The organism is Nocardia sp. NPDC055053 (assembly GCF_053608285.1).
Genome location: NZ_JBSGVD010000040.1, coordinates 21318 through 44952, shown reverse-complemented (window position 1 = coordinate 44952; position 23635 = coordinate 21318). Strand labels below are relative to the sequence as shown.

Genomic DNA, 23635 nt, shown 5'->3' with positions numbered 1-23635 from the left:
CCATAACTCTGCCACAGGCCACCGTCGACGCCCGGTAAGGCGATAGCATCGGCGTCTGTGGCGACCGACTTCGACATCCTGGTGATCGGTGCGGGCCAGGCGGGACTCTCGGCCGGTTACCACCTGCGCCGCCGCGGATTGGTCCCCGAACGCGATTTCCTCATCGTCGACCACGCGCCCGGCCCCGGCGGCGCCTGGCAGTTCCGCTGGCCGTCGCTGACGCTGACCACCGTGAACCGGGTGCACGATCTGCCGGGAATGTCCTTCGCCGAGACGCTGCCGCCCGGCTCGGAATCCGCACCGGCGGCCACCGCGGTGCCGCACTACTACGAACTTTACGAAAAGCGCTTCGACCTGCGGGTACGGCGGCAGGTGACGGTGCAGGTCGTCTGTGATCGGACCGCCGACGGGCAGACCTGCGCCGGACGCGGCGAGGTGCTGCAGGTCGAGACCGAGGGCGCTGGGACCCTGCGCACACGCGGGTTGATCAACGGCACCGGAACCTGGGAGCGCCCGTTCATTCCGGTGTATCCGGGCGCGGGCACCTTCACCGGCCGTCAGCTGCACACTCGCGATTACCGCACGGCCGCGGAGTTCGCCGGCAAACATGTGGTCATCGTCGGCGGCGGGATCTCGGCGGTGCAATTGCTCGACGAGATCTCGCTGGTGACGTCCACCACATGGGTCACCAGGAGCGAGCCGGTGTTCCGGTCGCTGCCCTTCCGAGAGGAGGACGGGCGCGCGGCCGTCGCCGTCGTCGAGGACCGGGTGCGCCGCGGCCTGCCGCCCGGATCGGTGGTCTCGGTGACCGGCCTCCCGCTGGACGATCGGCTGCGCGCCGCGCGTGACCGGGGCGCGCTGGCTCGGCAGCCGATGTTCGAGCGGATCGAGCCGACGGGCGTGCGCTGGGCGGACGGGCGATTCCAGGAAGCGGATGTCATCCTCTGGGCGACCGGTTTCCGCAGCTCGCTGGACCATCTCGCGCCGCTGCGGCTGCGCGGGCCCGGCGGCGGGATCACCATGACCGGTCGCCTCGCCACCCAGGTCGCGGTCGATCCACGAATCCATCTCATCGGCTACGGGCCGTCGGCCAGCACCATCGGCGCGAACCGGGCGGGCCGGGCCGCGGCCGCCGAATTGACCGGCTACCTGGGGATCAGTCCAGACCGAGGCTGAAGGTGGCCGGGTCGCCGCCGACCCTGGTGCCCGTGTCGAGGCGTTCGATCGCCGCCATCGCCTGCGCGTCCAGTTCGAAGGAGAACACGTCGAAGTTCTCCGCGATCCGCGACGGCGTCACCGACTTGGGGATGACGATATTGCCCAGCTGCAGATGCCACCGGATGATGACCTGCGCCGGCGTGCGGTCGAGTTCCTTGGCGATGGTGACGATGGTCGGGTTGTCCAGCAGCGTGCCCTGACCGAGCGGGCTCCACGCCTCGGTGGCGATCGCGTTGTTGTCGTCGTACTGGCGCAGCTCGGGCTGGGCCAGGTTGGGATGCAGTTCGATCTGGTTGACCGCCGGGGTCTCGCCCGCCTCGGTGATCAGGGTCACCAGGTCGGTCACCCGGAAGTTGGAAACCCCGATCGAGCGGATCCGGCCCTGCGCCTTGAGCGCCTGGAAGGCACGGAAGGTATCGACATAGCGGCCCGCCGACGGCACCGGCCAGTGGATCAGGTACAGGTCCAGGTAGTCCAGGCCGAGTCGCTGCATGCTGGCGTCGAAGGCGCGCAGCGTGCTGTCGTAGCCCTGGTCGGCGTTCCACAGCTTGGTGGTCACGTAGATCTCGTCGCGCGGGATCCCCGAGGCACGGATCGCGCGGCCTACGCCTTCCTCGTTTCCGTAGACCGCGGCCGTGTCGATGCTGCGGTAGCCGACCTTCAATGCCTCGGCCACCACGGGCGTGACGTCGTCCTCCGGCACCTGGAAGACACCGAAGCCGAGCTGTGGGATGACGTTCCCGTCATTGAGCACGATGGTCGGAACGCGGCTGCTAGCGCTACGGAAGGTCACCTGTTCGACCGTAGAAGTGGTTCGCCGTACCGTCAACGACGCTCACCTGCGTGTTTCCCCAGCCGCGGATTCAGGTGGAAACCGGGGCGACGGTCAGGAGATGACCCCGATCCGCCGATACCGCGCCTGACGCAGTGCCCGCAGGTCCGCCGTCGGCTGCGCGCGCAGGGCCGAGAGCTCCTCGGTGACCGCGAGGACCATCCGCCGGGCGAAGGCGACCGGTTCGTCCGCGGCGTCGGGGTGCTCGTCGACGATCCGGTCGACCACGCCGTCGGCCTGGAGATCGACCGCGCGGATACCTTGTGCCGCAGCCAGTTCCGGTGCGTGGGTGGTGTCGCGGAAGACGATCGCGCTCGCCCCCTCCGGCGGCAGCGGAGCCAGCCAGCCGTGTTCGGCGGCGAGTACGCGGTCGGCGGGCAGCAGCGCGAGCGCGCCGCCGCCGGTGCCCTGACCGAGCAGGATCGACACGGTGGGGGTATCCAAGGTGACCAGGTCGGCGAGGCACCGGGCGATCTCCGGGGCCAGCCCGCGCTCCTCGGCTTCCTTGGACAGAGCGGCGCCGACGGTGTCGATCACCAGGACCAGCGGCAGGCGCAGTTCGCGGGCCAGCGCCATCGCGCGCCGGGCTTCCCGTAGCGCGGCCGGGCCCATGGTGTGCTCGCCCTCCTGGCCCGATCGGTCGTGGCCGAAGACCACGCAGGGCTGGCCGCCGAAACGGGCGAGGGCGAGCACCACCGTGCGGTCGGATTCGCCCTGGCCGGTGCCGCTGAGCGGAACCCGTTGTGTCACATGGCGCAGCAGGTCGCGGATGCCCGGCCTGCCGGGGCGACGGGTGCTCAGGACCGAATCCCAGGCAGTCACCGAAGGATTCGTGGCCGCTGCCGGCTTGCGGACGGGCGCAGCCCAACCCGGCTCCGCCGAAACCGGAAGAGCGACACCACTCGCGACGCTCAATGCCCGGTGCGCGATCCGGCGGAACACCTCGACCGTCACCACGCCGTCGATCACGCCGTTGTGGTACAGGTTCTCCGCCGTCTGCACGCCGGGCGGAAAGGGCTTGCCGTACAGCGCCTCATAGACCCGCGGACCGAGGAACCCGATCAGCGCGCCGGGCTCGGCGAAAGTGATGTGGCCCAATGAGCCCCACGACGCGAACACCCCGCCCATCGTGGGATTACGCAGATACACCAGATAGGGGTGCCCCGCCGCCTTGTGCACCGCGACCGCCCCCGCGATCTTCACCATCTGCACGAAAGCGACTGTGCCCTCCTGCATTCTGGTGCCACCCGAGGTCGGTGACGCGATCAGCGGAAGCCCGAGCTCGGTGGCCCGCTCCACCGCGGACACGATCCGCTCCGCCGCCGCGACCCCGATCGACCCGGCCAGAAACCCGAATTCACACGCGATCACGGCGACCCGGCGCCCGCGCAGCAACCCCTCCCCCGTCAGCACCGACTCATCCGTGCCTGCGCGCCGCGCCGCGGCTATGAGTTCCTGGCGATACCGCGGGGCGACCGCGGGCTCGATCGGCGGGCGGTCCCAGCTCTGGAACGAATCGGGATCGAGCAGCTGCGCGATCAGGTCATCCGCGGACATGTGCACGCGCAGAGCCTAGCGGGCCGCCGACCGCGCCGAGGGTCACGACATCGCGACGGAACATTCGAAAACCTTGACAATGTGTTGTGTTTTTACAACACTTCTTTGTGTGAGCCCAGTCAGACGAGGGGAAACCCTCCCGATCTTCAATCGCATCGCGGTGCTCCGCGCGGAACACCGGATGAGCAGGGCCGCGCTCGCCGATGCCGTCAACGTCAATGTGCAGACGATCGGCGCGCTCGAACGCGGCGACCACTACCCGAGCCTCGATCTGGCACTGCGCATCTGCGATGTGTTCGAGCTCCCGGTCGAGGCGGTCTTCTCCCGCACCGAATTCGGCCCGCTCTCGGCCGAGCTGTATCCACGAACGAAAGGCACGTCATGACCAGCGCGACCGGACTGATCGACCGCTACCAGAACTATCGCGTCCGCCGCTGGCTGGTCCAGGAACAGCGCACCGCCGGCATGCTGACAGGCTGGCGGCCGCAACGCCGCAGGCGGCTGTTGGTCGTTGTCGTCGCAGCCTCATTGCTGGCGCTGGCGATATCCGGCGTGTTGTGCGCCTTCGGCCTGCGCTGGGCACCGGCGCTCACCGGCTTCACCGTGATCGGCTTCATTCCCAGCTGGACCATGCTGCGCATCGCCTCGGGCGGCCAGGACTACGCCCCCGAAACCATGCTCGACGAGTGGGAGATCGCCGAACGCAACAAAGCCCGCTCGGTCGCACTCGCCCTGACCCAGCAGCTGACCATGCTGCCGCTGTTCTTCTTGCTCTTCTGCAGCGCATGGGAACCGGCGGACAGCTTCCGCACCGCCTACGCGGGCGGCGTCATGATGCTCGCCGCGATCCTCGCCGGCGGCTGCGCCCCGGCCATGATCCTCGGCTGGACCCGCCCCGACCCCGAACCAGAATCCTGAGCGGAAATGAATACGGGGCTGCTGCCTTCATCGCGGCAGCCCCGTCTCCGGGTCAGTAGCCCTGCATGACCTTGCGCAGGGCGTACTCGGTCAAGGAGACCAGGGCCTGCTTGGCGGGTTCACGGCGACGGGCGTCGATCGACATGATCGGCACGTCGGCGGGGACCGCGAGGGCCTGGCGGATGTCCTCGAGGGGGTACTTCGGTGCGTCGTCGAACTCGTTGAGCGCCACCAGGAACGGCAGACCGCGAGCTTCGAAGTAGTCGACCGCGGCGAAGCTGTCTTCCAGCCTGCGGGTGTCGACCAGCACCACGGCGCCGATGGCGCCGCGGATGAGGTCGTCCCACATGAACCAGAACCGGTACTGGCCGGGCGTGCCGAACAGGTACAGGACCAGGTCGTCGGCGAGGCTGATCCGGCCGAAGTCCATCGCCACCGTGGTGGTCGACTTCATCGGAATGCCGGTCAGGTTGTCGATTCCGGTGCTGGCGTTGGTCACCAACGCCTCGGTGCGCAGCGGAACGATCTCCGACACTGCACCGACCAACGTGGTCTTACCGACACCGAAGCCACCGGCGACAACGATCTTCGCCGAAGTCGGCTTGCTCGTGCGGGTGTCGACCTGCGCCGTCGAATCAAATACGCCGGAGTCCACTGAGAACCCTTTCGATCAGCTCGCGACGTTCATCGTCGCTGGAATCGTCTTTCAAAGTCGCCGAGACCCGGACATGACCGGCCTCTATGAGATCGGCCACGAGTACCCGCGCTACACCGATCGGGATACCCAATTGGGCAGCTATCTCGGCAACGGACGGCGATTGCCTGCACAACTCCACGATGGACGTTTCGAGGTTGTTCAGTTCGAACTGCCGCTCCATGGCGACCGGATGCGATGCTACGAGTGCCTCCAACGCCAACTCGACCGCCGGCCTGGTGCGGCCGGCAGTCAAGGAGTACGGGCGGACGAGGCTGGGCTCGGCGCTCCCCATGCGGTGATCGTCTATGTCCATCCCACCATCAGGAACCCATCGTGACGCGTGGCGTGGCCTGGACGGTCTGGCCCACACGCTCGACCAACAGAGCCATTTCGTAGCCCACCTGACCGATGTCACACGAGGTGTTGGTCAGGACCGCGAGATACGAGCCGTCGCCGACTGCCATGAGCAGTAGGTAACCGTGCTCCATCTCGACGACGGACTGCAGTACCGTACCGCCTTCGAACAGATTCGACACGCCGACGGAAAGGCTTGCCAGTCCGGCGGTCACGGCGGACAACTGCTCTGCGCGGTCGACCGGAAGCTGGGCGCTCGCGGCCATCAGCAGGCCGTCAGCCGAGACCAGGACGGCATGGGCTACGCCAGGAACCTCGTTGGCGAAGTTCGAAACCAGCCAATCCAGCTGACGGTTCGTACCACCTAGATCGGGGTTCATCGGTCTCCTTTATCTCCGGTTAGGTTCATTGCCTTCATTGCGCGGCCATCCCGGACGCCCTGCTGGTGACGACTCAAGCTGGACCTGATCGTTTCGGGATCACGTTGCGGGGTGCTGTCGGCCTTGCCGGTCACACCGCCAGGCACGAGCCTGCCGCCCGGATTGCGTTGAGGCAAGCCCGCAGCGGTACGAACCTCGGGCTGAGCCTCGCTGGCCCGGCGCGCGGCCTGCCAACCTTCGTCGCCCGGTGATTCGAAGGCAGCGGCCATCTGGGACCGGTCGGAATTCTCGTCCGTGAGCCACGCCGACATCATCTCCGCGAAGATCGGCGTTCCGCCCATGACGGAATCGCCCTCCGGTGCCGGCTGCAACCTGGTCTGGAAGAACGACGCAGCCTTGGCCGGATTCGACCGGTAGCTGTGCCGACCCGGATCGCGCCCTGCCGACGCAGCGTTCTCCGGTCCCGCAGGATCCGGATCCCGTTGCGGCAGCGCCACTCCTGGACCGGCGTTCGCCTGCGGTACCACAGTAGCGCCGGGATCGCGCTGGGGCAGCGCATTCGGCGCAGCCGCACGCTGGGGCAGACCGTTCGGCGCTTCCCGCTGCGGCAGACCGGACGCGGGCGCACGCTGCGGCAGACCGTTCTCGCCGGAATCCCGCTGCGGCGCAGGGGCACCGCGCTGCGGCAGACCGCCGGCCGGGCGCTGCTGCTGACCGGCCGCCGGATCACGCTGGGGCAGACCGTTCGGCTGGCCGCCGCGCTGCGGCAGACCGTTGGCCGGATCGCGTTGCGGCAGACCACCGGTCTGCTCACGCTGCGGCAAGCCGTTGGCCGGATCACGCTGCGGGAGGCCACCGGTCTGCTCACGCTGGGGCAGTCCGTTGGACGGATCACGCTGCGGCAGACCACCGGTCTGGTCCCGGTGCGGCAGGCGCGGCGCCGGATCACGCTGCGGCAGACCGTTGGACGGGGAGCGCTGCGGCAGACCGGACGACGGATCACGCGTCACCGGACCGGAATCACGCTGCGGCGCACCGTTGCCCGCCGGGTCGCGCTGGGGCAACCCGGTCGACGGATCACGCTGCGGCAGACCACCGGTCTGTTCACGCTGCGGCAGGCCGTTGGACGGATCACGCTGGGGTAGGCCGTTGGACGGATCCCGCTGGGGTAGGCCACCGGTCTGCTCACGCTGCGGGAGGCCACCGGTCTGGTCCCGCTGGGGCAGGCCGTTGGCCGGACGCTGCGGCAGGCCACCGGCCGACGGGTCGCGCGGCGGCGCGCCGTTGGCGCCCGGCGACCGCTGCGGCAGACCACCGGCGGTGGTGTCGCGCTTCGGCGGCGCGGTGTCACGCGGCGGCTGAGCCTGATCGCGCGACGGAGCGCCGTTGGCACCCGGCGACCGCTGCGGCAGACCACCGGCCAGCGACTGCGGGGCACCGGCGGGCTTGGGATCGCCCGGCTGGCCCGGCGCGGGCGGTGCGCCCTGCGGACGCTGTGGCCCACCTGGTCCGCCCGGCGTGACACTGCGCTTGGGCAGGCTGGCCGCGGCGAGCTTGCCACGCTGCGGCGCGTTGCCCTGACCGGGCGCGGCCGGACGCAGGGTCGGTGACGACTGCTCGGCGGCGTCCTGCTGCGCGCCCTGGGCCATCGAGGTGCCCGGCTGACGCTGCGGCAACCCACCGGGACCGGCCGAGATCGGACCGCTGCCCGGGTCGACGGTGACCATCACGTTGCCACCCGGGGTGCGGGTGATCGCGCGGGTCTGCATCGTGCTCGGCTGGTTCTGCGGGTTCGGGCGCTGCGGCTGCTGCGGCTGCGGCGTCTGCTTCTGCAGCTGCTGCGGCGCGACCACCGGGCCACCGGCGCCGGTGACGATCAGGCCGACCGGCACGTGCACGGTGACGGTGACGCCCGGATCGCGCGCGGTGTCGAAGGTCGGACGCAGCCGCACGGTCAGCCCGTGCCGCTCGGCGAGCCGGCCGACCACGAACAGACCCATGTGGCGGGCGGTGTCGGGGCCGGGCTCCGCGGTCTGCTCGAGCCTGCGGTTGATCTCCGACATCTCCTGGGGCGGCATACCGATACCGCGGTCGGCGACCTCGATCAGCAGACCCTGATCGTGGGCCTGGGCGAAGGTGAACTTGACGTCGGTCTCCGGCGGGGAGGCCCGCAGCGCGTTGTCGAGCAACTCGGCGAACAGGTGCGCCATATCGGAGGCGGCCGGTTCGACCAGCGAGCCACGCGGGGTCGCGCCGAGCTTGACCCGCTCGTAGTCCTCGACCTCGGAGATCGCGGCGCGCAGCACGTCGGCGATCTCGACCGGGGCCGACTTGGTCCTGCGCTGCTTGGTGCCCGCGAGGATCAGCAGGTTGTCACCGTTACGGCGCATGCGCGCCGCGAGGTGGTCGAGGCGGAAGAGATTCTCGAGCAGGCGCGGGTCCTTCTCGTCGTACTCCATCGCCTCGATGAGGGTGAGCTGATGGTCGACGAGCGACTTGGACCGGCGAGCCAGGGTCTCGAACATGTCGTTGACCTGCGAACGCATCTGCGCCTGGTCGCTGGCAAGGCGCAGCGCCTGTCCGTGGATGTCGTCGACGGCGCGGGCGAGCTGACCGATCTCCTCGTCGGAGCGCACCGGCATCGGCTCGAGCGGCACGTCCTCGGGCGCGGCGCCGTTACGGAGCTGGGCGACCTCGTGCGGCAGATCGGACTCGGCGACGCGCAGCGCGGCAAGGCGAAGGCGGTGCAGCGGCACGATCATCGAGCGGGCGACGAACACCGCGAGCAACAGCGCGGCCAGGATCGTCGCGATGACGACGGCGGTGTAGGACCAGGCGCCGGTCGCCGCGGTGGCGGCCAGCTCGTCCATCGCGGACTCGATGGCCTTGGTGGCCTGGTCGACGACGCCTTCGTAGCCGACGAGGCTGGTGACGAGCGAGGTACGCAGGTCGCCGATGGGCAGCTTGCCCGCCGCCACCTCGGGACTGCTGACCAGGTTCTGCCGGACGTCGGCCTGGGCCTTGAGATCGGCGATCACCCGATCGCCGTCGGGGAAGCGGTTGGCGAGCACCTCGAGCAGGTGCCGCTCGGTGGCGATGCCGGTCAGGAAGTCCTGCGAACCCTGCGGCAGACCGCGCAGCATCCCGGAGAGGCCGGCGAGCTGGTCGACGAGGATCGAACGGGTGTTGAGCGAGTCGACCAGGCGCAGCTTGGCCTGGTCCATGACCGGGTCGCTCACCTGCGCGATGGTGGTCTCGACGATGTCGACGCTGTCTTTACGCATCTGCTCGACCGAGGCCAGCGCTGCCTCGGCCGACGAGGTGAGCGCCTTGCCCTGGCCACGCACGTTCTTGGCCTGCGAGATCATCCGCTGCAGCGCCTCGTGCGCCCGCGGGATATCCGTCAGCCTGCCGAGCGAGGACTCGGCGGTGGCGATCGCGGCGTCGAGGTCGGCGAGGTCCTTGTCGGTGACCAGGGTGACCCCCGGCCCCGCTGGGACCAGCTGACTACCCGACACCCGCGCCGAAGTAGCACTCAGCGAGGTGACCGACGGAATCGAGTCGACCTGCTCATTGATGTTCGACAGCCGGTTGGCTTCCGAGAACTCCGAGGTAATTCTCGACACGCCGAGCCCGACCGCGACCGCGAGCGGCACGGCAAGCACGGCCGTAACCTTCCAACGCAGGTCCCAGTTGCCGAGCGCCCAGCGCTTGCTGCCGGACCTAGCGGCGTCACGCATCTCCCACTCACTTTCCAAACTGGCCTCGTACCTTGAGCCATCAGCGAACCTCCACAGGCGCATTGGTGGCTCGCCAGGCGGAGCTGGCCGAGAACTGCGGCTGGCCGAGAAATTGCGTCTACGACTGCCCGAATAAGTGACAACAGATTCTAACGGATCAATAACTTCTTGGCTGACTCCCGGTAGAGGTCCGCGCGATGACCTGCCCGTTCCAGGCAAAACCAAAGGTCGCGGCACCGCATCGGGTGTCGCGTGAAGTCTGCCACAATCATCAGGATCTATCGAGCGGGCATCGAAGCGAGGCTAGGGAGTCACGGGGTTGGACACCGAACACGAGTACCGGCCGGTCTATCAGACCAGTCTGGTCGACCCAGCCGACTTCTGGTCCGCCGCAGCTCAGGCCATCGAGTGGGATATCCCACCGCAGCAGATCGTCGACGCCGCCGACAAGCGCGCGTCCCGCTGGTTTCCCGACGCCCGGCTCAACACCTGCGTCAACGCGCTGGACCGGCACGTGCGGGCAGGCACCGTCGCCGAGGGCGGGCACGCCGATCAGGCCGCTCTCATATATGTCTCCGCTATGACGGACACCACCACCGTCTTCACCTACGCCGAACTGCTCGACGAGGTCGCCCGATTCGCGGGCGCCATGCGCAATCTCGGTGTCGTCGCCGGTGACCGGGTCGTGATCTACCTGCCGATGATCCCCGAGGCCGTGATCGCGATGCTGGCCTGCGCTCGCATCGGCGCGGTGCACTCGGTGGTGTTCGGCGGGTTCGCCGCGCCCGAGCTGGCCGCCCGCATCGACGACGCGGAACCGGTCCTTGTGGTCACCGCCTCGGGCGGGATGGAACCCAACCGCCGCATCGAGTACCCGCCGATCGTGCTGCAGGCGCTGGACCTGGCGCAGACGGCCTCGGTGCGCACGGTGATCGTCAAGCAGCGCCCGCAGTTCCCGACCATCGAGTTCCCGGCCGCGCAGCCCGCCACCGATGTGCTGCCGTCCTCGGAGCAGACCGTGGCCGCCCGCTGGGTCGACTGGGACGCCACCGTCGCCGACGTGACACCGGCCGAGCCGGTCTCGGTCGCCGCGACCGATCCGCTCTACATCCTCTACACCTCGGGGACCACCGGGAAGCCCAAGGGCGTGGTGCGTGACAACGGCGGGCACGCGGTCGCGCTGTCCTGGTCGATGCGCAATATCTACGACGTCGGCCCTGGTCAGGTGTTCTGGGCGGCCTCCGATGTCGGCTGGGTCGTCGGCCACTCCTACATCGTCTACGCGCCGCTGCTCGTCGGCGCGACGACCGTGCTCTACGAGGGCAAACCGGTCGGCACCCCCGACGCGGGCGTGTTCTGGAAGATCATCGACGAGCACGACGTGCGGGTGCTGTTCACCGCGCCGACGGCGTTGCGCGCGATCCGCCGCGCCGATCCGGAGGCGACCGCGGCCCACCGCCACGACCTGTCCCGGCTGCGCGCGCTGTTCTGCGCGGGCGAGCGCCTGGATCCGGCCACCTTCGAGTGGGCGACCGACACGCTGCTTGCCGGGCACCCCGACACCCCCGTCGTCGACCACTGGTGGCAGACCGAGACCGGCTGGCCGATCTGCGCCGACCCGCTGGGCCTGCAAGAACTGCCGGTCAAGCCAGGGTCGTCCTGCGTGCCGGTGCCGGGTTACCGGCTGCGCGTCCTCGACGCGAACGGCAACCCGGTGGCGACCGGCGTCGAGGGCAATATCGTCATCGGACTGCCGCTGCCGCCCGGCGCGCTGACCGGCCTGTGGCGCGACCGCGACCGGTTCATCCGCTCGTACCTGTCGGCCTTCCCCGGCCACTATCTGACCGGCGACTCCGGCTACTTCGACGAGGACGGCTACCTCTACGTCCTCGGCCGCAGCGACGACGTGATCAACATGGCCGGACATCGCCTGTCGGCGGGCAGTATCGAGGCCGCGATCGCGGGCCACGACGCCATCGCCGAATGCGCCGTGATCGGCGTCCCCGACGAGCTCAAGGGCGCCCTGCCGCTGGCGTATGTGGTGCTCAAGCAGGGTGTCGAGGTCGATCCCGAGCAGCTGCGCACCGAGCTGGCCGCGCGGGTGCGCGAGCAGATCGGCGCCATCGCCACCCTGCACAGCGCGATCATCGTCTCCGGCCTGCCCAAGACCCGCTCGGGCAAGATCCTGCGCAAGACGATCCGCCAGCTCACCGCGGGCGAACACGTCGAGGCACCGGCCACCATCGAGGACCCGGCGGTGCTCACCGCACTGGCCGACCGCATCCTCGCCAACCCCCCGCTCGGCCTGCCGCAGCCCGCGGCCCAGGACTCGCCGACGCCCGATCTCGACGGCGACCCGGTGGCGCCGACGACCTGACCACGGCGGTCGGCGGCGGTCGGCGCCCATAGGATTGCACCGTGACCGATCGTGCTGCCTCCACTGTCCTGGTCGTCGACGACGACGAGGATGTCCTCGCCTCGGTCGAACGTGGCCTGCGGCTGTCCGGGTTCCAGGTGCTGGTTGCCCGCGACGGCGCCGCGGCCCTGCGCGCGGTGTCCGAGCGCGCGCCCGACGCCGTCGTCCTCGACATGAACATGCCGGTGCTCGACGGAGCGGGCGTGGTGACGGCGTTGCGCGCGATGGGCAACGACGTACCGATCTGCGTGCTCAGCGCCCGTGCCTCGGTCGACGACAGGATCGCCGGCCTCGAGTCCGGCGCCGACGACTACCTGGTCAAGCCGTTCGAGCTGGCCGAACTGGTGGCCAGGATCCGCGCCCTGCTGCGCAGGCGCACCGACGTGCCGGAGCCCGCGGCGCCAGGCGCGATCACCGTCGGCCCGTTGCAGATCGACGTGGCAGGCTACCGGGCACTGTTGCACGGCAAAGAAATCGAGCTCACCAAACGCGAATTCGAATTGTTGTCGACGCTGGCCAGGAATGCGGGTGTGGTGTTGACGCGGGAACGGCTGCTGGAATTGGTGTGGGGTTACGATTTCATAGCCGATACGAATGTCGTCGACGTGTTCGTCGGATACCTTCGACGCAAACTCGAAATAGATGACACGCCAAGGATTTTGCACACCATTCGCGGCGTCGGGTTCGTGCTCCGGGAACCGAAATGACCGAGGCGCCCTCGAAACGCCGTCGGAGACAATCGTTTTCGCTGCGAACGAGAGTCGCGGGCGCGGCCGCGGCTGGTGCCGTCATCATCGTCACGATCGCCGCGTTCGTGGGTTTCCAGGCGATCGAACGCAACAATGTGACCCAGACCGATCAGCAGCTGGAAATCGCCTCGCGCATCGTGCTGATCGAGCCGGTATTGGCGACCGGCTTCGTCAACCTGACCGGCTTGCAGACCACGATGGCGCTCACCGTGCGCGACAACGGCCAGGTGACCGCGTCCAGCTCGACCCAGCTGCCGGATCTACCGCCGGGCTCGCAGACCGTCGAGGTGAACGACCAGCCGTACCGGGTACTCACCACCACCGAGAACCAGCCTGCTGGACGCACCGTCTCCCTCGCCATCCCGACCACCGAGTCGGCCAAGGCGACAGCCGACCAGCAGCGCTGGGTGCTCGCGGGCGCCGCGATCGCGGTGGCGGCGGCAGCGGCGCTCGGCTGGCTGCTCGCCGGGCGCGCCGTCGGCCCGATCGTGAAGCTCACCAAGCAGGTCTCGGCCCGCAGCGCCTTCGGTGCCCCGGACAACCCGGCCCAGCCGGTCGACGGCTCCGGTGTCGACGAGGCGGTGAAGCTGGCCGACGCGGTCAACACGATGCTGGCACGGGTCGACGAGGCGCAGGCCGAGACCGCCGCCGCGCTGGAGACCGCCCGTGACTTCGCCGCCGTCTCCGCGCACGAGCTGCGCACCCCGCTGACCGCGATCCGCACCGACCTCGAGGTCCTGCGCACCCTCGACCTCACCGACGAGCAGCGCCGCGAGATCCTCGCCGACCTCGCCCGCAACGAGACCAGGGTCGAGACCACCCTCACCGCGCTGGAACGCCTTGCCCGCGGCGATCTCACCGCCGAAGCCGACCACGTCCCCACCGATGTGGCCGATCTGTGCGATCAGGCCGCCCACGACGCCATGCGCCACAATCCGGGCCTGTCGGTGCGGATCGACACCGACGCCGAGCTGGTCACCCGCGGGCTGCCCGCCGGCCTGCGCCTTGCCGTCGACAACGCGCTGACCAACTCCGTGAAACACGGCGGCGCCACCCACGCTGTCGTCTCGGCGCATCGCACCCCGGACGACCACATCGTCATCGCCGTCGACGACAACGGCACAGGCGTGCCCGTCGCCGAGCGTGACACGGTCTTCGCCCGCTTCGCCCGCGGCACCAATGCCAGCAAGGGCGGCTCCGGGCTCGGCCTCGCGCTGGTGGCTCAGCAGGCCCAACTCCACGGTGGGCGAGCCTATTTCGAGGACAGCCCGCTCGGCGGCGCGCGCCTCGTGCTCGACCTACCGGTCCGCCGGACACCATAGACAGCGAAAAGCCCCGCACCGTGTGACACGATGCGGGGCCGAATTCACTTGCCTGGCAAACGTTCAGCCATCGAGCGGCGGAACGCGGAGTCCCGAGGGATCAGGGCAGGACCTGCGGGATCGCCTCCGGGATGACCAGACCGATGACCGCGCCGATAACGGCACCGGTGATCGCCATGGAGATTCCCGAGGAGAGCAGGCAGAAGAAGTAACCGATGATGATCGCCGCCAGCGCGGGAATGCAGAGGATCGCCGCGGACAGCGCGCCGACCGTGGCACCGGCGGCCGCACCGTTCTGGGCCGGGTCGTGGTTGGCCGCCGACGGGTCGGTGGCGATGTTCTTCAGCTCGGTGCTGGTGTCGGCCGACAGCTGCGGGGCCATCGACAGGGTCTTGCCGTCCTCGGAGACCACCGAGGCGATCGCGATGGCGTTGCCGCCGACGGTGTTGAGCTTCAGCGGGACCTCGCCGACGGTGACGCCCGCGGCGGACACCACGGTGACGGCGTCGGGGGTGACGACGAACCGTGCGTTGTCGACGGTCGCGGAGATGGTGCGCAGGTCCGGCGAGACGACGGTGCGGAAGTCGACGCCGTCGGCGGCACCGGCGCTGGACAGGCCGGTGGCGATCTGCGCCTGGCGCTCGGTGTCGACGTCAGCGACGGCGGTGCCCGTGGTGACCAGCGAGGTGGCAACGGCCAGCGGCAGCGCGGCGACGAGCGCGCGGCGGCCGACGCGAGTGATGTTGCGGTGGAACATGTTCGATGTCTCCCTCCCGATGCCCCCGGCGAATCCCCGAACCCCCCGGACGAATCGAAAAAATTCTCGATGTCGATTGACTCGAGATTTGTACCGGACAGATCGGGCCGACGGAAGGTACTGTGACGCAAGCCATATCGGCACGAGGTTTCGTTGTCCCGGTGACCGGGAACCGCTACTTCCGGCATACCGGCAGCTACCCCGCGCGGCCTTCCTCACCGAACTCTCAGACATCTCCCACGACCCGGCCTGAACTCTGCCGATACCGTCGGCGCCGTGATCGGAAAACGTACTCGTGTCGCCTGTCTCGTCGCTGCTGTCGCGCTGACGGGCGGTGGTATCGCCGCGTGCGCCGGCGCCGGCGACACCCCTACCGGATTCGCGTTGGTCAATGCCGATACCGGGCCGACCGGGGACCGTGTCGCGGCGGCCGTGCGAGAGGCGGGCGGCTACGAGTGGACGGTCGCGAAGCCGGGTGAGATCGACCCGGCCGACTACGCCGCGGTGATCACCCTGCCCGCGGACCTCACCTCCTCGATGGCAACGCTGGCCTCGCCGGAACCCAAGCGCGCCAAGGTCACCGTCACCGCGCACGATGGCGCGGACGAGGGCACGGTCAACGGCGCTGTCGCCGCGGTGACCCACCGGATCGGCGCCTCCGGTGTCGACGCCGCGCTCGCCGCGGTCTCGCAGGCGCGCAATCAGATGACCTCCGTGCAGTTCACCGCGCAACTGCTGAGCGCCGGGGTGAACGCGGCCGCGGGCAGCGCCGACCAGTTCAGTGGCGGCGCGCAGGAGATGCTCGGCTTCCTCGACTTCGCGAAACAGGGTGCGGGAGAACTCACCTCGGCCATCGAGCTGCTGAACCAGACCGTGGACGGCGCGGCCGCGCAGGCGAACCAGCTCGCCGACGCGCTCGGCGCGACCGGTGTCACCATCGCGGGCGTCGAGCGCAGCGCCACCGCCCTCGGCACCGGCCTCGATCAGATCCTGCCGCTGCTGCGCGCGCTGCCGTTCGCGAACGATCCCCAGCTGGCCGACATCATCACCAAACTCGAAGCGCTGCGCGGCATCTCGAGCCAGGCGGGCACCCAGCTGACCGGCCTCGCCGAATTGACCGGCGCCGCCGTCGATCCGAACACCGACCTTGGCACCCTGCTGCGCACCGTCGTCGCCCGGCTCAACAGCGCCCGCGACCAGCTCACCCAGGGCGCCGAACTCGCCAAGGGCCTGCCCGCCCTCGCCGAACAGGGCGGCGCCCAGATCACCTCCGCGATCGAACAGATGACCACCGGCGTCGGCGCCCTCCAGAACATCGTCGGCAACCTGAACACCCAGACCGGCAAGGCCCTGGAAGCCCTCCCCGCCCGCGGCACCGCCCAGAACTCCGCCCTCGCCCTCGCCCTCACCGACCCGGTCGAGGTCGTCCGGGAGTGAAAGTGCTTCTCGGCTAGGGTGATCGGCGAAAGGGGGGAGCATCATGACAGGCCCTGACACCCCACATCCCAGCCCCGGACAGCCCGTTCCACCACCGCAGACGGGGTTCCCCGCACCGATGCCGTCCGCCTACGGCAACGTACCGCCGTCCTATCCCGGACAGGCTGGTTGGCCGCACCCCGGCGCGCCGCACCAGACCCCGCCGCCCGCACGGACGCGGAAGGTCTGGCCCGTCGCGATCGCCGCGTGCCTCGGCGGGATGTTGCTGGCCGGTGGCGCCGTCGCGGCCGGCGCGGCCGCGCTGTGGCCCGATCCACCCGAGCCGGACCATGCCGCGATCGCCCTGGCCGCGACGACGGCGGCCAGGGAAGCCGCCAGGGTAGCCAGCTGTGATTACGCGCGCGTCATGACGACATATAGCGCCCCTGACCTGGACAGTTACTTCGCGCGGTCGTCGGAAGGCGCGACGAATCCGTACAAGCAGGAATTCGACGACGCGGCGGGGACGCTGCGCCAAGCGATGGTCTCCGCACAGGTGAGTTCGCGCGTGGAGGACCTCGACTGCTACTACAAGTCCGGCGACGGCGACGAGATCATCATCACCGACGTCATGGCCCAGTTCCGCCGCAACGTCACCCAGCCGAACGAAGACAAACAGACCTTCGTCGTCGAGATGACCATGAAGAAGGTCGGCGACCGCTGGCTGTGCAGCAAGCTCACCTCACCGATGCTGAAGAAGTAGGCTCGTCCGGCAAACACGACTGTGGCCGGGTTCCGATCGGAACCCGGCCACGGTGTTGTTCAGCAGGTCAGTTCGCGGCGAGCAGGTCGATGACGAAGACCAGGGTCTTGCCGGACAGGTTGTGGCCTGCGCCGGCGGGGCCGTAGGCGAGCTCCGGCGGGATGGTCAGCTGGCGGCGGCCGCCGACCTTCATGCCGGGGATGCCGTCCTGCCAGCCCTGGATCAGGCCGCGCAGCGGGAAGACGATGGATTCGCCACGGTCCCACGAAGAGTCGAACTGCTCGCCGGTCTCGAACTCGACGCCGACGTAGTGCACCTCGACGGTGCCACCGGGCACCGCTTCGGCGCCCTCGCCCTCGACGAGGTCCTTGATCACGAGCTCGGTGGGCGCGGGGCCCTCCTGGAATTCGATCTCCGGCTTGGTCATTCGGCTATCCCCTTCGATAGTTTCAGTACGGACTAACGACCAGCGATGTCACGGTAGTCACGCTCACCGTAACCGGTGTAGATCTGGCGCGGGCGGCCGATCTTGAGCGGCTCGGAGTGCATCTCACGCCAGTGGGCGATCCAGCCGGGCAGGCGGCCCATGGCGAAGAGCACGGTGAACATGCGGGTCGGGAAGCCCATGGCCCGGTAGATGACGCCGGTGTAGAAGTCGACGTTCGGGTACAGGCGACGCGAGACGAAGTAGTCGTCGGTGAGGGCGGCCTCTTCGAGCTGCTTGGCGATGTCGAGCAGCTGGTCGTCGCCACCGATCTTCGACAGGATCTTGTCGGCGGCCTGCTTGACCAGGGTGGCGCGCGGGTCGTAGTTGCGGTAGACGCGGTGCCCGAAGCCCATGAGCTTCACGCCGTCTTCCTTGTTCTTGACCTTGCGGATGAATTCCTTGACGTCGCCGCCGTTGGCCTTGATCTCGTCGAGCATCTCGAGCACGGCCTGGTTGGCGCCACCGTGCAGCGGGCCCCACAGCGCGTTGATGCCACCGGACACCGAGGTGAACAGGTTGGCGTCGGAGGAGCCGACGAGGCGCACGGTCGAGGTGGAGCAGTTCTGCTCGTGGTCGGCGTGCAGGATCAGCAGCATGTCGAGCGCGGCGGCGATCTCGGGGTCGACCTCGTAGGGCTCGGCCGGGAAACCGAAGGTCATCCGCAGGAAGTTCTCGACCAGCGACAGCGAGTTGTCGGGGTAGAGGAACGGCTGGCCGACCGACTTCTTGTACGAGTAGGCCGCGATGGTGGGCAGCTTGGCCAGCAGGCGGATGGTGGACAGCTCGACCTGCTCGGGGTCGCGCGGGTCCAGCGAGTCCTGGTAGTACGCCGACAGCGCGTTCACCGCGGACGACAGCACCGGCATCGGGTGCGCGTTGCGCGGGAAGCCGTCGAAGAACCGCTTCAGGTCCTCGTGCAGCAGGGTGTGGCGGCGGATGCGATCGGTGAAGTCGTCGAGCTGGGCCTGGGTCGGCAGCTCGCCGTAGATGAGCAGGTAGCTGACCTCGATGAAGGTCGAGCGGCCGGCCAGCTGGTCGATCGGGTAGCCGCGGTAACGCAGGATGCCGGCTTCACCGTCGATGTAGGTGATGGCCGACTTGGTCGACGCGGTGTTCATGAAACCGGGGTCATAGGTGACGTAACCGGTGCTGGCCAGCAGCTTGCCCAAGTCGAGTCCGTCGTTGCCCTCCGCGGCCGTGGTGACCGAGATCGGGAACTCGCCACCGGGGTACTGCAGTACCGCCTTGGCGTCTTCGGCGACGTTGGTGATGTTCTCAGCGGGCACGGAAGGATCCCTCTCAGGCTAGAACCGTAGGCACCGATGCGGTCGGCACGCGGTGCACTTGCGCTAACGCTAGCTGTTGTTCGGAGCAGACAAGCAATCAGGGTTGTCCTGCGCTGTTCTCACACCGGAGCCGATCGGCGGTGAGGTCGGCGGGCATGCGGCGACCTGCGCCGATCCCCTGTTGGACGCCGTCGCGAGCCGGTGTCGGCGGCCACGGGAAGACACGTCGGGCGCGGACCAGCAATCAACACGTATTCCCTTCTCGCACAGTTCATTTGACCAACGAATCGGAGTGTGCGCGGGTCACCCGGTAACGCACGAAGGCGGGGAAGGCCAGCGCGGCCAGCGCCACCCCGATCACCACCAGGACACCGCCACCCGCGGCAGCTACAGCGGTACCCAGGCTCGCCGCGGCGAAACCGTGGGCAACATCACCGATCCGCGGCCCACCTGCGACAACCACGATGAACACGCCCTGCAGCCTGCCGCGCATCTCGTCGGTGGAGACGTTGAGCAACATCGCCGTGCGCAGCGCCGCCGAGATCATGTCGACCGCACCGCCCAGCGCGAGGAACGCCACCGCGATCCACAACCACACCCCGAGCCCGAACAGGTGCCCGGCCAGGCCGACCGCGACGCCGAACCCCACCATCGCCACGCCCCACACCGCGATGCACACGATCACAGCAAGGCCCTGCCTGCGGATGCGCGGCACCCAGCCGGAGAACACACCGCCGAGCACCGCGCCCGCCGAGATCGCCGCGAACAGCAGGCCCAGCGCCACACCGCCCTCGGCTGGATCATGGAAGGTCTCGTGCGCGATCTGCGGGAACAGCGCGCGCGGCATGCCGAACACCATCGCGATGATGTCGACGACGAACGAGGCGAGCAGGATCCGCTGCCCGGTGAGATAGCGGAAACCGTCGACGACGGCGCGCAGCCCGGCCCGGCGCTGATCACCGGTCGGCGGGAACGCCGGCAGTTTCCACACCGCCCACACCGTCGCCAGCAGCGCGATCGCATCGATCAGATACAGCGTCGGCAGGCCGAGCACCGGGATGAGCAGGCCCGCCAGCACCGGACCGGCGATCATGCCGACGTTCTGCACGGTCATGCTCAGCGAACTGGCCGCGGCGATCTGCTCGGGCGGCAGCAATCGGGCGATGGCGGCGCTGCGGGTGGGCTGGTTGACCGCGAAGAACGCCTGCTGGGTGGCGAACAGGCCGAGCACCAGCCACACATTGGTCATCCCGAGCGCGGCCTGCACCCAGAACGCCACCGCGGTCGCGCCGGTGCCCGCCGTGGTGATGATCAGCAGCGTGCGCCGGTCCATGACATCGGCCAGCGCGCCGCCCCACAGCCCGAACACGACCAGCGGGACCAGGCCGAACAGCCCGGCCAGGCCGACATAGCCGGAGCTGCCGGTGATCTGGAAGATCTGCTGCGGAACCGCGACGACCGAGAGCTGCGCACCGATGACGGTGACGATGTTGGTGGTCCAGAGCCTGCGATAGTCGGGATTACGCAGGGGTTCGGTGTCGGCGAGCAACTTCACTCGCCGCAGATTAACCATCACCGCGCGATCGGAGAACGGTTGCGCGCGGTGATGTACCCCACCGCTCGTTAGGGCTGCAAACGTTCCACGGTTGTGCCTGTGTCCTCGATCCGCACGACGATCCGGTTGTGCAGCCTGCCCCGCCTGCCCTGCCAGAACTCCACCTCGTCGGGCCGCAGCAGGTACCCGCCCCAGAACGGCGGCACCGGGATGTCGTCGACGTCGGCGAAGCGGGCCGTGGTCTCGGCCAGCGCCCGGTCCAGCTCGGCGCGCGAAGTCACGGGCCGTGACTGCTCCGATGCCCACGCCCCGAGCCGCGCGTCGCGCGGCCGCGCCTGCCAGTAGGCCGCGGTCACCTCGGCGGACACCCGCTCGGTCACCCCGCGCACGTGGACCTGCCTGGCGAGCGCGGGCCAGACGAAGGACGCCGCGGCGTACGGGTCGGCGGCGAGCTGGTTGCCCTTGGCCGAGTCGTAGTTCGTATAGAAGGTGACGCCGTCGGGCGAGAGGCCCTTGCACAGGACGGTGCGCGCGACCGGGCGCGGAGCCGGGCCCGTCAGCGAGACCGTGGCCAGCACCATCGCATTGGGTTCGGCGACGCCGAGACCACGCGCCTGCTCGATCCAGCGGCGCAGCAACGGCTCCCAGCCACCGGCCACCCAGGACTCGTCGAGATCGGCTTCCTCCGGCACCGGCAGGTGGACGCCGTAGTCGACGCGCATGGCGGCGAGGTCGGCCGCGGTCGCGGGTTCCTGGTCACGCATGAGCACAGACGGTACGCCGCAGGGGCGACGCTACTACCCGGTATCCCCAGGGCTATGGTTCAGAAAGATCGGCATGCCCATGCAAGGAGAGTCACCATGACTACCAGCTCGGTACCACAGGATTTCGTCAGCGGATTGGAAGGCGTGGTGGCCTTCACCACCGACATCGCCGAGCCGGACAAGGACGGTGGCGCCCTCCGATATCGCGGCGTCGACATCGAGGATCTGGTCGCCAACCGGGTCACCTTCGGTGACGTGTGGGCCCTGCTCGTCGACGGCCAGTTCGGCCACGGCCTGCCGCCCGCCGAGCCCTTCCCGCTGCCGGTGCACACCGGTGACGTGCGCGTCGACGTGCAGGCGGGCCTGGCCATGCTCGCTCCGATCTGGGGCTACGAGCCGCTGCTCGACATCGACGACGAGACCGCCCGCGAGAACCTGGCCCGCGCCTCGGTGATGGCGCTGTCCTACGTCGCGCAGTCCGCGCGCGGCATCTATCAGCCCGCCGTTCCGCAGCGCAAGATCGACGAGTGCACCACCGTCACCGAGCGGTTCATGACCCGCTGGAAGGGTGACCCGGACCCGCGCCACACCGAGGCGATCGACGCCTACTGGGTCTCGGCCGCCGAGCACGGCATGAACGCCTCCACCTTCACCGCCCGCGTCATCGCCTCCACCGGCGCCGACGTGGCGGCCTCGCTGTCCGGCGCGATCGGCGCCATGTCCGGCCCGCTGCACGGTGGTGCCCCCGCCCGCGTGCTGCCGATGATCGAAGCGGTCGAGCAGAGTGGTGACGCCCGCGCGCTGGTCAAGGGCATCCTGGACCGCAAGGAGAAGCTGATGGGCTTCGGGCACCGGGTCTACCGGGCCGAAGACCCGCGCGCCCGCGTGCTGCGCGCCACCGCCAAGCGCCTCGACGCCCCGCGCTTCGAGGTGGCCGCCGCGCTCGAACAGGCCGCGCTGGCCGAGCTGCGTGAGCGTCGTCCGGACCGGGCGATCGAGACCAATGTCGAGTTCTGGGCCGCGGTCATCCTCGACTTCGCCGAGGTGCCCGCGCACATGATGCCCGCGATGTTCACCTGCGGCCGGACCGCGGGCTGGTGCGCGCACATCCTGGAGCAGAAGCAGCTGGGCAAGCTGGTGCGCCCGGCCGCCATCTACACCGGCCCCGGGCCGCGTACACCGGAGGAAGTTGCCGGCTGGTCCACCATCGCCCGCGACTGATCCACCCCGCATCGCCCGACCGGGCGTCGACGGCTACCCGGCCTCCGACGCCCGGTCGTTTGCTGTTCGGTGACTGCTCCTTGCTCAGAACTTCCAATTCATCACTTGACGCGGCGTCACCGTACTCAGGAACCGGACATGATCAATCGCGTTCACAATCTCCATTCCACGGGGCGTGAACGAACCACCCAAGCCGACCGCAGGAACACATCCATACATTGTCGCAGCATCCAGCCCGCCCAACTTTTTACGCAGACGGCGGAACAGTGGTTTATCGTCGTCGCCATCCTCGTCCAACATGTCTACATCCGATCGGAGAGCGACCAGGATCTGCAAATTGATGTCCAGCTCTTCGATCATATCTTTCGATCGATCGACGGGAATTACGAAGCCGCTCTGCGGGACGATTGTCAGACTTTTTCCAGTCTCCCTCCCCCACATAGTCATCGTTCCAAACGCGGTTCGCGTAAATGGAACCCATTCATCATGGAACGGCATTCTCAGACCCGCGACCCATTCGTCGACGGCGGGCTGCCACTCCTCCGGATTGCACAGCCACAAGAGCCCGTCCGCATACCCAGAAAAGCCAACCGCCCTCCACACGTCAAGCAGTAGATCGGGAACCATCGCCGCGTAGCGATCGACGACTCGGTCCTCGGCGGGAACTATCGCGTACGGCTCCCCCAGCCGAGATACAACCCGCTCCAGCCCCAGCTCGCTCACGGGTTCAACCTCCATTCGACATTCATCAACTCGTGCCCTCCCCCAAGCGACCAGATCTTCCGCATACTTTCGTACGGCCGTGTGGTTACGGCCCTTCCACTGACTTCCGATCGAAGAGTTCACACCTAGATCACCGAGCTTCGGCAGCCCATTTGAATCGATCCTGATCACATCGGCACCACCACCAATGATATCTGGCTCATGCAGCGCAGCCATCCCCTTCATGCGACCATCAACGATCTTTCTCGCATATTCGGCAGGACTCAGACCGTTCAGCGCCGCAGGATTAAGCAGCTCCAGCCTTTCAGCGTTTTCCGTCTCCATCCTTGTAGCCAACCGCTGGTACTCTTTCCGCGCATTCTTCTGTGCTTTACCGCTGCGCTGCACTGTGTTGAGATTGTGCACTACTTCTGCGGCCGTCAGGTTGTTCAATCCGTCGATCTGCCCCGTCAGCTGGCCGACCATCTCCAGCGGTTTGGC

The 23635-nt window shown here is 68.5% G+C and carries 21 protein-coding genes; 9 read left to right on the top strand and 12 right to left on the bottom strand.

The features are described from left to right. Positions 1 to 57 precede the first annotated feature (57 nt). On the top strand, positions 58 to 1176 hold the full coding sequence (locus ACWF82_RS29435) for an NAD(P)-binding domain-containing protein (protein WP_452506412.1): 1119 nt from the start codon (positions 58 to 60) through the stop codon (positions 1174 to 1176). On the opposite strand, the gene ACWF82_RS29430 is transcribed toward ACWF82_RS29435, so the two are convergent. Further along, on the bottom strand, positions 1157 to 2011 hold the full coding sequence (locus ACWF82_RS29430) for an aldo/keto reductase (protein WP_452506410.1): 855 nt from the start codon (positions 2009 to 2011) through the stop codon (positions 1157 to 1159). The two genes, ACWF82_RS29435 and ACWF82_RS29430, sit on opposite strands and share 20 nt — an antisense overlap. Before the next feature lie 93 nt (positions 2012 to 2104). Further along, entirely contained in the window at positions 2105 to 3607 is a 1503-nt protein-coding gene (locus tag ACWF82_RS29425) for a carboxyl transferase domain-containing protein (RefSeq protein ID WP_452506434.1), read from the bottom strand. A 109-nt stretch (positions 3608 to 3716) separates the two neighbouring features. Here ACWF82_RS29425 and ACWF82_RS29420 point away from each other — a divergent pair, with 109 nt between their 5' ends. Then, positions 3717 to 3992, top strand: a complete 276-nt coding sequence (locus tag ACWF82_RS29420) for a helix-turn-helix transcriptional regulator (RefSeq protein WP_365041947.1) — start codon at positions 3717 to 3719, stop codon at positions 3990 to 3992. Continuing rightward, positions 3989 to 4525 carry a hypothetical protein gene (locus ACWF82_RS29415; RefSeq protein WP_452506408.1) on the top strand — a complete coding sequence of 179 codons (537 nt, stop codon included), beginning with the start codon at positions 3989 to 3991 and terminating at the stop codon, positions 4523 to 4525. Before ACWF82_RS29420 ends, ACWF82_RS29415 begins: the two co-directional genes overlap by 4 nt. Before the next feature lie 52 nt (positions 4526 to 4577). Here the strand turns inward: ACWF82_RS29415 and ACWF82_RS29410 are convergent, their stop codons facing one another. Genes ACWF82_RS29410 through ACWF82_RS29395 form a run of 4 tightly spaced genes read right to left on the bottom strand, consistent with a single transcriptional unit; the run spans position 4578 to position 9696 of the window. Beyond that, a complete protein-coding gene (locus ACWF82_RS29410; protein WP_019044951.1) occupies positions 4578 to 5180 on the bottom strand; it encodes a GTP-binding protein in 603 nt (200 codons plus the stop codon). Further along, positions 5161 to 5535, bottom strand: coding sequence for a DUF742 domain-containing protein (locus ACWF82_RS29405; protein ID WP_019044950.1), 375 nt, complete (start codon positions 5533 to 5535; stop codon positions 5161 to 5163). The genes ACWF82_RS29410 and ACWF82_RS29405 overlap by 20 nt, the downstream gene beginning before the upstream one ends. Positions 5536 to 5542: 7 nt before the next feature. Continuing rightward, complete coding sequence (locus tag ACWF82_RS29400) at positions 5543 to 5956, bottom strand: roadblock/LC7 domain-containing protein (protein WP_011207200.1); 414 nt, start codon at positions 5954 to 5956, stop codon at positions 5543 to 5545. Continuing rightward, positions 5953 to 9696 carry an ATP-binding protein gene (locus ACWF82_RS29395; RefSeq protein ID WP_452506406.1) on the bottom strand — a complete coding sequence of 1248 codons (3744 nt, stop codon included), beginning with the start codon at positions 9694 to 9696 and terminating at the stop codon, positions 5953 to 5955. Before ACWF82_RS29395 ends, ACWF82_RS29400 begins: the two co-directional genes overlap by 4 nt. Before the next feature lie 319 nt (positions 9697 to 10015). Between ACWF82_RS29395 and ACWF82_RS29390 the strand changes: the two genes are divergently transcribed. The 3 genes from ACWF82_RS29390 to ACWF82_RS29380 are packed head-to-tail and all read left to right on the top strand — an operon-like array spanning position 10016 to position 14183. After that, positions 10016 to 12073, top strand: coding sequence for an AMP-binding protein (locus tag ACWF82_RS29390; RefSeq protein WP_452506405.1), 2058 nt, complete (start codon positions 10016 to 10018; stop codon positions 12071 to 12073). Positions 12074 to 12114: 41 nt separating this feature from the next. Next, on the top strand, positions 12115 to 12819 hold the full coding sequence (locus ACWF82_RS29385; protein WP_189030254.1) for a response regulator transcription factor: 705 nt from the start codon (positions 12115 to 12117) through the stop codon (positions 12817 to 12819). After that, complete coding sequence (locus ACWF82_RS29380) at positions 12816 to 14183, top strand: sensor histidine kinase (RefSeq protein ID WP_452506403.1); 1368 nt, start codon at positions 12816 to 12818, stop codon at positions 14181 to 14183. Before ACWF82_RS29385 ends, ACWF82_RS29380 begins: the two co-directional genes overlap by 4 nt. A 100-nt stretch (positions 14184 to 14283) precedes the next feature. On the opposite strand, the gene ACWF82_RS29375 is transcribed toward ACWF82_RS29380, so the two are convergent. Further along, entirely contained in the window at positions 14284 to 14940 is a 657-nt protein-coding gene (locus tag ACWF82_RS29375) for a hypothetical protein (protein ID WP_452506401.1), read from the bottom strand. A gap of 276 nt (positions 14941 to 15216) precedes the next feature. On the opposite strand from ACWF82_RS29375, the gene ACWF82_RS29370 reads away from it, so the two are divergent. Further along, positions 15217 to 16377 (top strand): hypothetical protein, encoded by a 1161-nt coding sequence (locus tag ACWF82_RS29370; protein ID WP_452506399.1) that lies wholly within the window; start codon positions 15217 to 15219, stop codon positions 16375 to 16377. Between the two features lie 43 nt (positions 16378 to 16420). Beyond that, the gene (locus ACWF82_RS29365) at positions 16421 to 17119 is read left to right on the top strand and encodes a hypothetical protein (RefSeq protein ID WP_452506398.1); all 699 of its coding nucleotides are present in this window, start codon (positions 16421 to 16423) and stop codon (positions 17117 to 17119) included. Between the two features lie 67 nt (positions 17120 to 17186). Here ACWF82_RS29365 and ACWF82_RS29360 read toward each other — a convergent pair whose 3' ends face one another. The 4 genes from ACWF82_RS29360 to pdxH all read right to left on the bottom strand — a co-directional run bounded on the left by ACWF82_RS29360 (position 17187) and on the right by pdxH (position 21211). Then, positions 17187 to 17546 (bottom strand): FKBP-type peptidyl-prolyl cis-trans isomerase, encoded by a 360-nt coding sequence (locus ACWF82_RS29360; protein WP_379089111.1) that lies wholly within the window; start codon positions 17544 to 17546, stop codon positions 17187 to 17189. 32 nt (positions 17547 to 17578) lie between these two features. Next, complete coding sequence (locus ACWF82_RS29355; protein WP_189030242.1) at positions 17579 to 18892, bottom strand: citrate synthase; 1314 nt, start codon at positions 18890 to 18892, stop codon at positions 17579 to 17581. A 271-nt stretch (positions 18893 to 19163) separates the two neighbouring features. Continuing rightward, complete coding sequence (locus ACWF82_RS29350) at positions 19164 to 20465, bottom strand: MFS transporter (protein WP_452506432.1); 1302 nt, start codon at positions 20463 to 20465, stop codon at positions 19164 to 19166. Positions 20466 to 20515: 50 nt separating this feature from the next. After that, positions 20516 to 21211 carry a pyridoxamine 5'-phosphate oxidase gene (gene pdxH, locus ACWF82_RS29345; protein WP_452506396.1) on the bottom strand — a complete coding sequence of 232 codons (696 nt, stop codon included), beginning with the start codon at positions 21209 to 21211 and terminating at the stop codon, positions 20516 to 20518. Between the two features lie 96 nt (positions 21212 to 21307). Between pdxH and ACWF82_RS29340 the strand changes: the two genes are divergently transcribed. Continuing rightward, positions 21308 to 22432, top strand: a complete 1125-nt coding sequence (locus tag ACWF82_RS29340; protein WP_452506394.1) for a citrate synthase 2 — start codon at positions 21308 to 21310, stop codon at positions 22430 to 22432. Positions 22433 to 22516: 84 nt separating this feature from the next. Here ACWF82_RS29340 and ACWF82_RS29335 read toward each other — a convergent pair whose 3' ends face one another. After that, complete coding sequence (locus tag ACWF82_RS29335) at positions 22517 to 23620, bottom strand: GAD-like domain-containing protein (protein WP_452506392.1); 1104 nt, start codon at positions 23618 to 23620, stop codon at positions 22517 to 22519. Positions 23621 to 23635 lie beyond the last annotated feature (15 nt).

Coding starts and splice junctions, on each gene's coding strand:
- ACWF82_RS29395 (WP_452506406.1), bottom strand. CDS start 9,696: ATGCGTGACGCCGCTAGGTCCGGCAGCAAGCGCTGGGCGCTCGGCAAC.
- pdxH (WP_452506396.1), bottom strand. CDS start 21,211: ATGCGTGACCAGGAACCCGCGACCGCGGCCGACCTCGCCGCCATGCGC.
- ACWF82_RS29415 (WP_452506408.1), top strand. CDS start 3,989: ATGACCAGCGCGACCGGACTGATCGACCGCTACCAGAACTATCGCGTC.
- ACWF82_RS29350 (WP_452506432.1), bottom strand. CDS start 20,465: ATGGTTAATCTGCGGCGAGTGAAGTTGCTCGCCGACACCGAACCCCTG.
- ACWF82_RS29405 (WP_019044950.1), bottom strand. CDS start 5,535: ATGGACATAGACGATCACCGCATGGGGAGCGCCGAGCCCAGCCTCGTC.
- ACWF82_RS29375 (WP_452506401.1), bottom strand. CDS start 14,940: ATGTTCCACCGCAACATCACTCGCGTCGGCCGCCGCGCGCTCGTCGCC.
- ACWF82_RS29340 (WP_452506394.1), top strand. CDS start 21,308: ATGACTACCAGCTCGGTACCACAGGATTTCGTCAGCGGATTGGAAGGC.
- ACWF82_RS29335 (WP_452506392.1), bottom strand. CDS start 23,620: ATGGTCGGCCAGCTGACGGGGCAGATCGACGGATTGAACAACCTGACG.
- ACWF82_RS29380 (WP_452506403.1), top strand. CDS start 12,816: ATGACCGAGGCGCCCTCGAAACGCCGTCGGAGACAATCGTTTTCGCTG.
- ACWF82_RS29365 (WP_452506398.1), top strand. CDS start 16,421: ATGACAGGCCCTGACACCCCACATCCCAGCCCCGGACAGCCCGTTCCA.
- ACWF82_RS29400 (WP_011207200.1), bottom strand. CDS start 5,956: ATGAACCCCGATCTAGGTGGTACGAACCGTCAGCTGGATTGGCTGGTT.
- ACWF82_RS29360 (WP_379089111.1), bottom strand. CDS start 17,546: ATGACCAAGCCGGAGATCGAATTCCAGGAGGGCCCCGCGCCCACCGAG.
- ACWF82_RS29425 (WP_452506434.1), bottom strand. CDS start 3,607: ATGTCCGCGGATGACCTGATCGCGCAGCTGCTCGATCCCGATTCGTTC.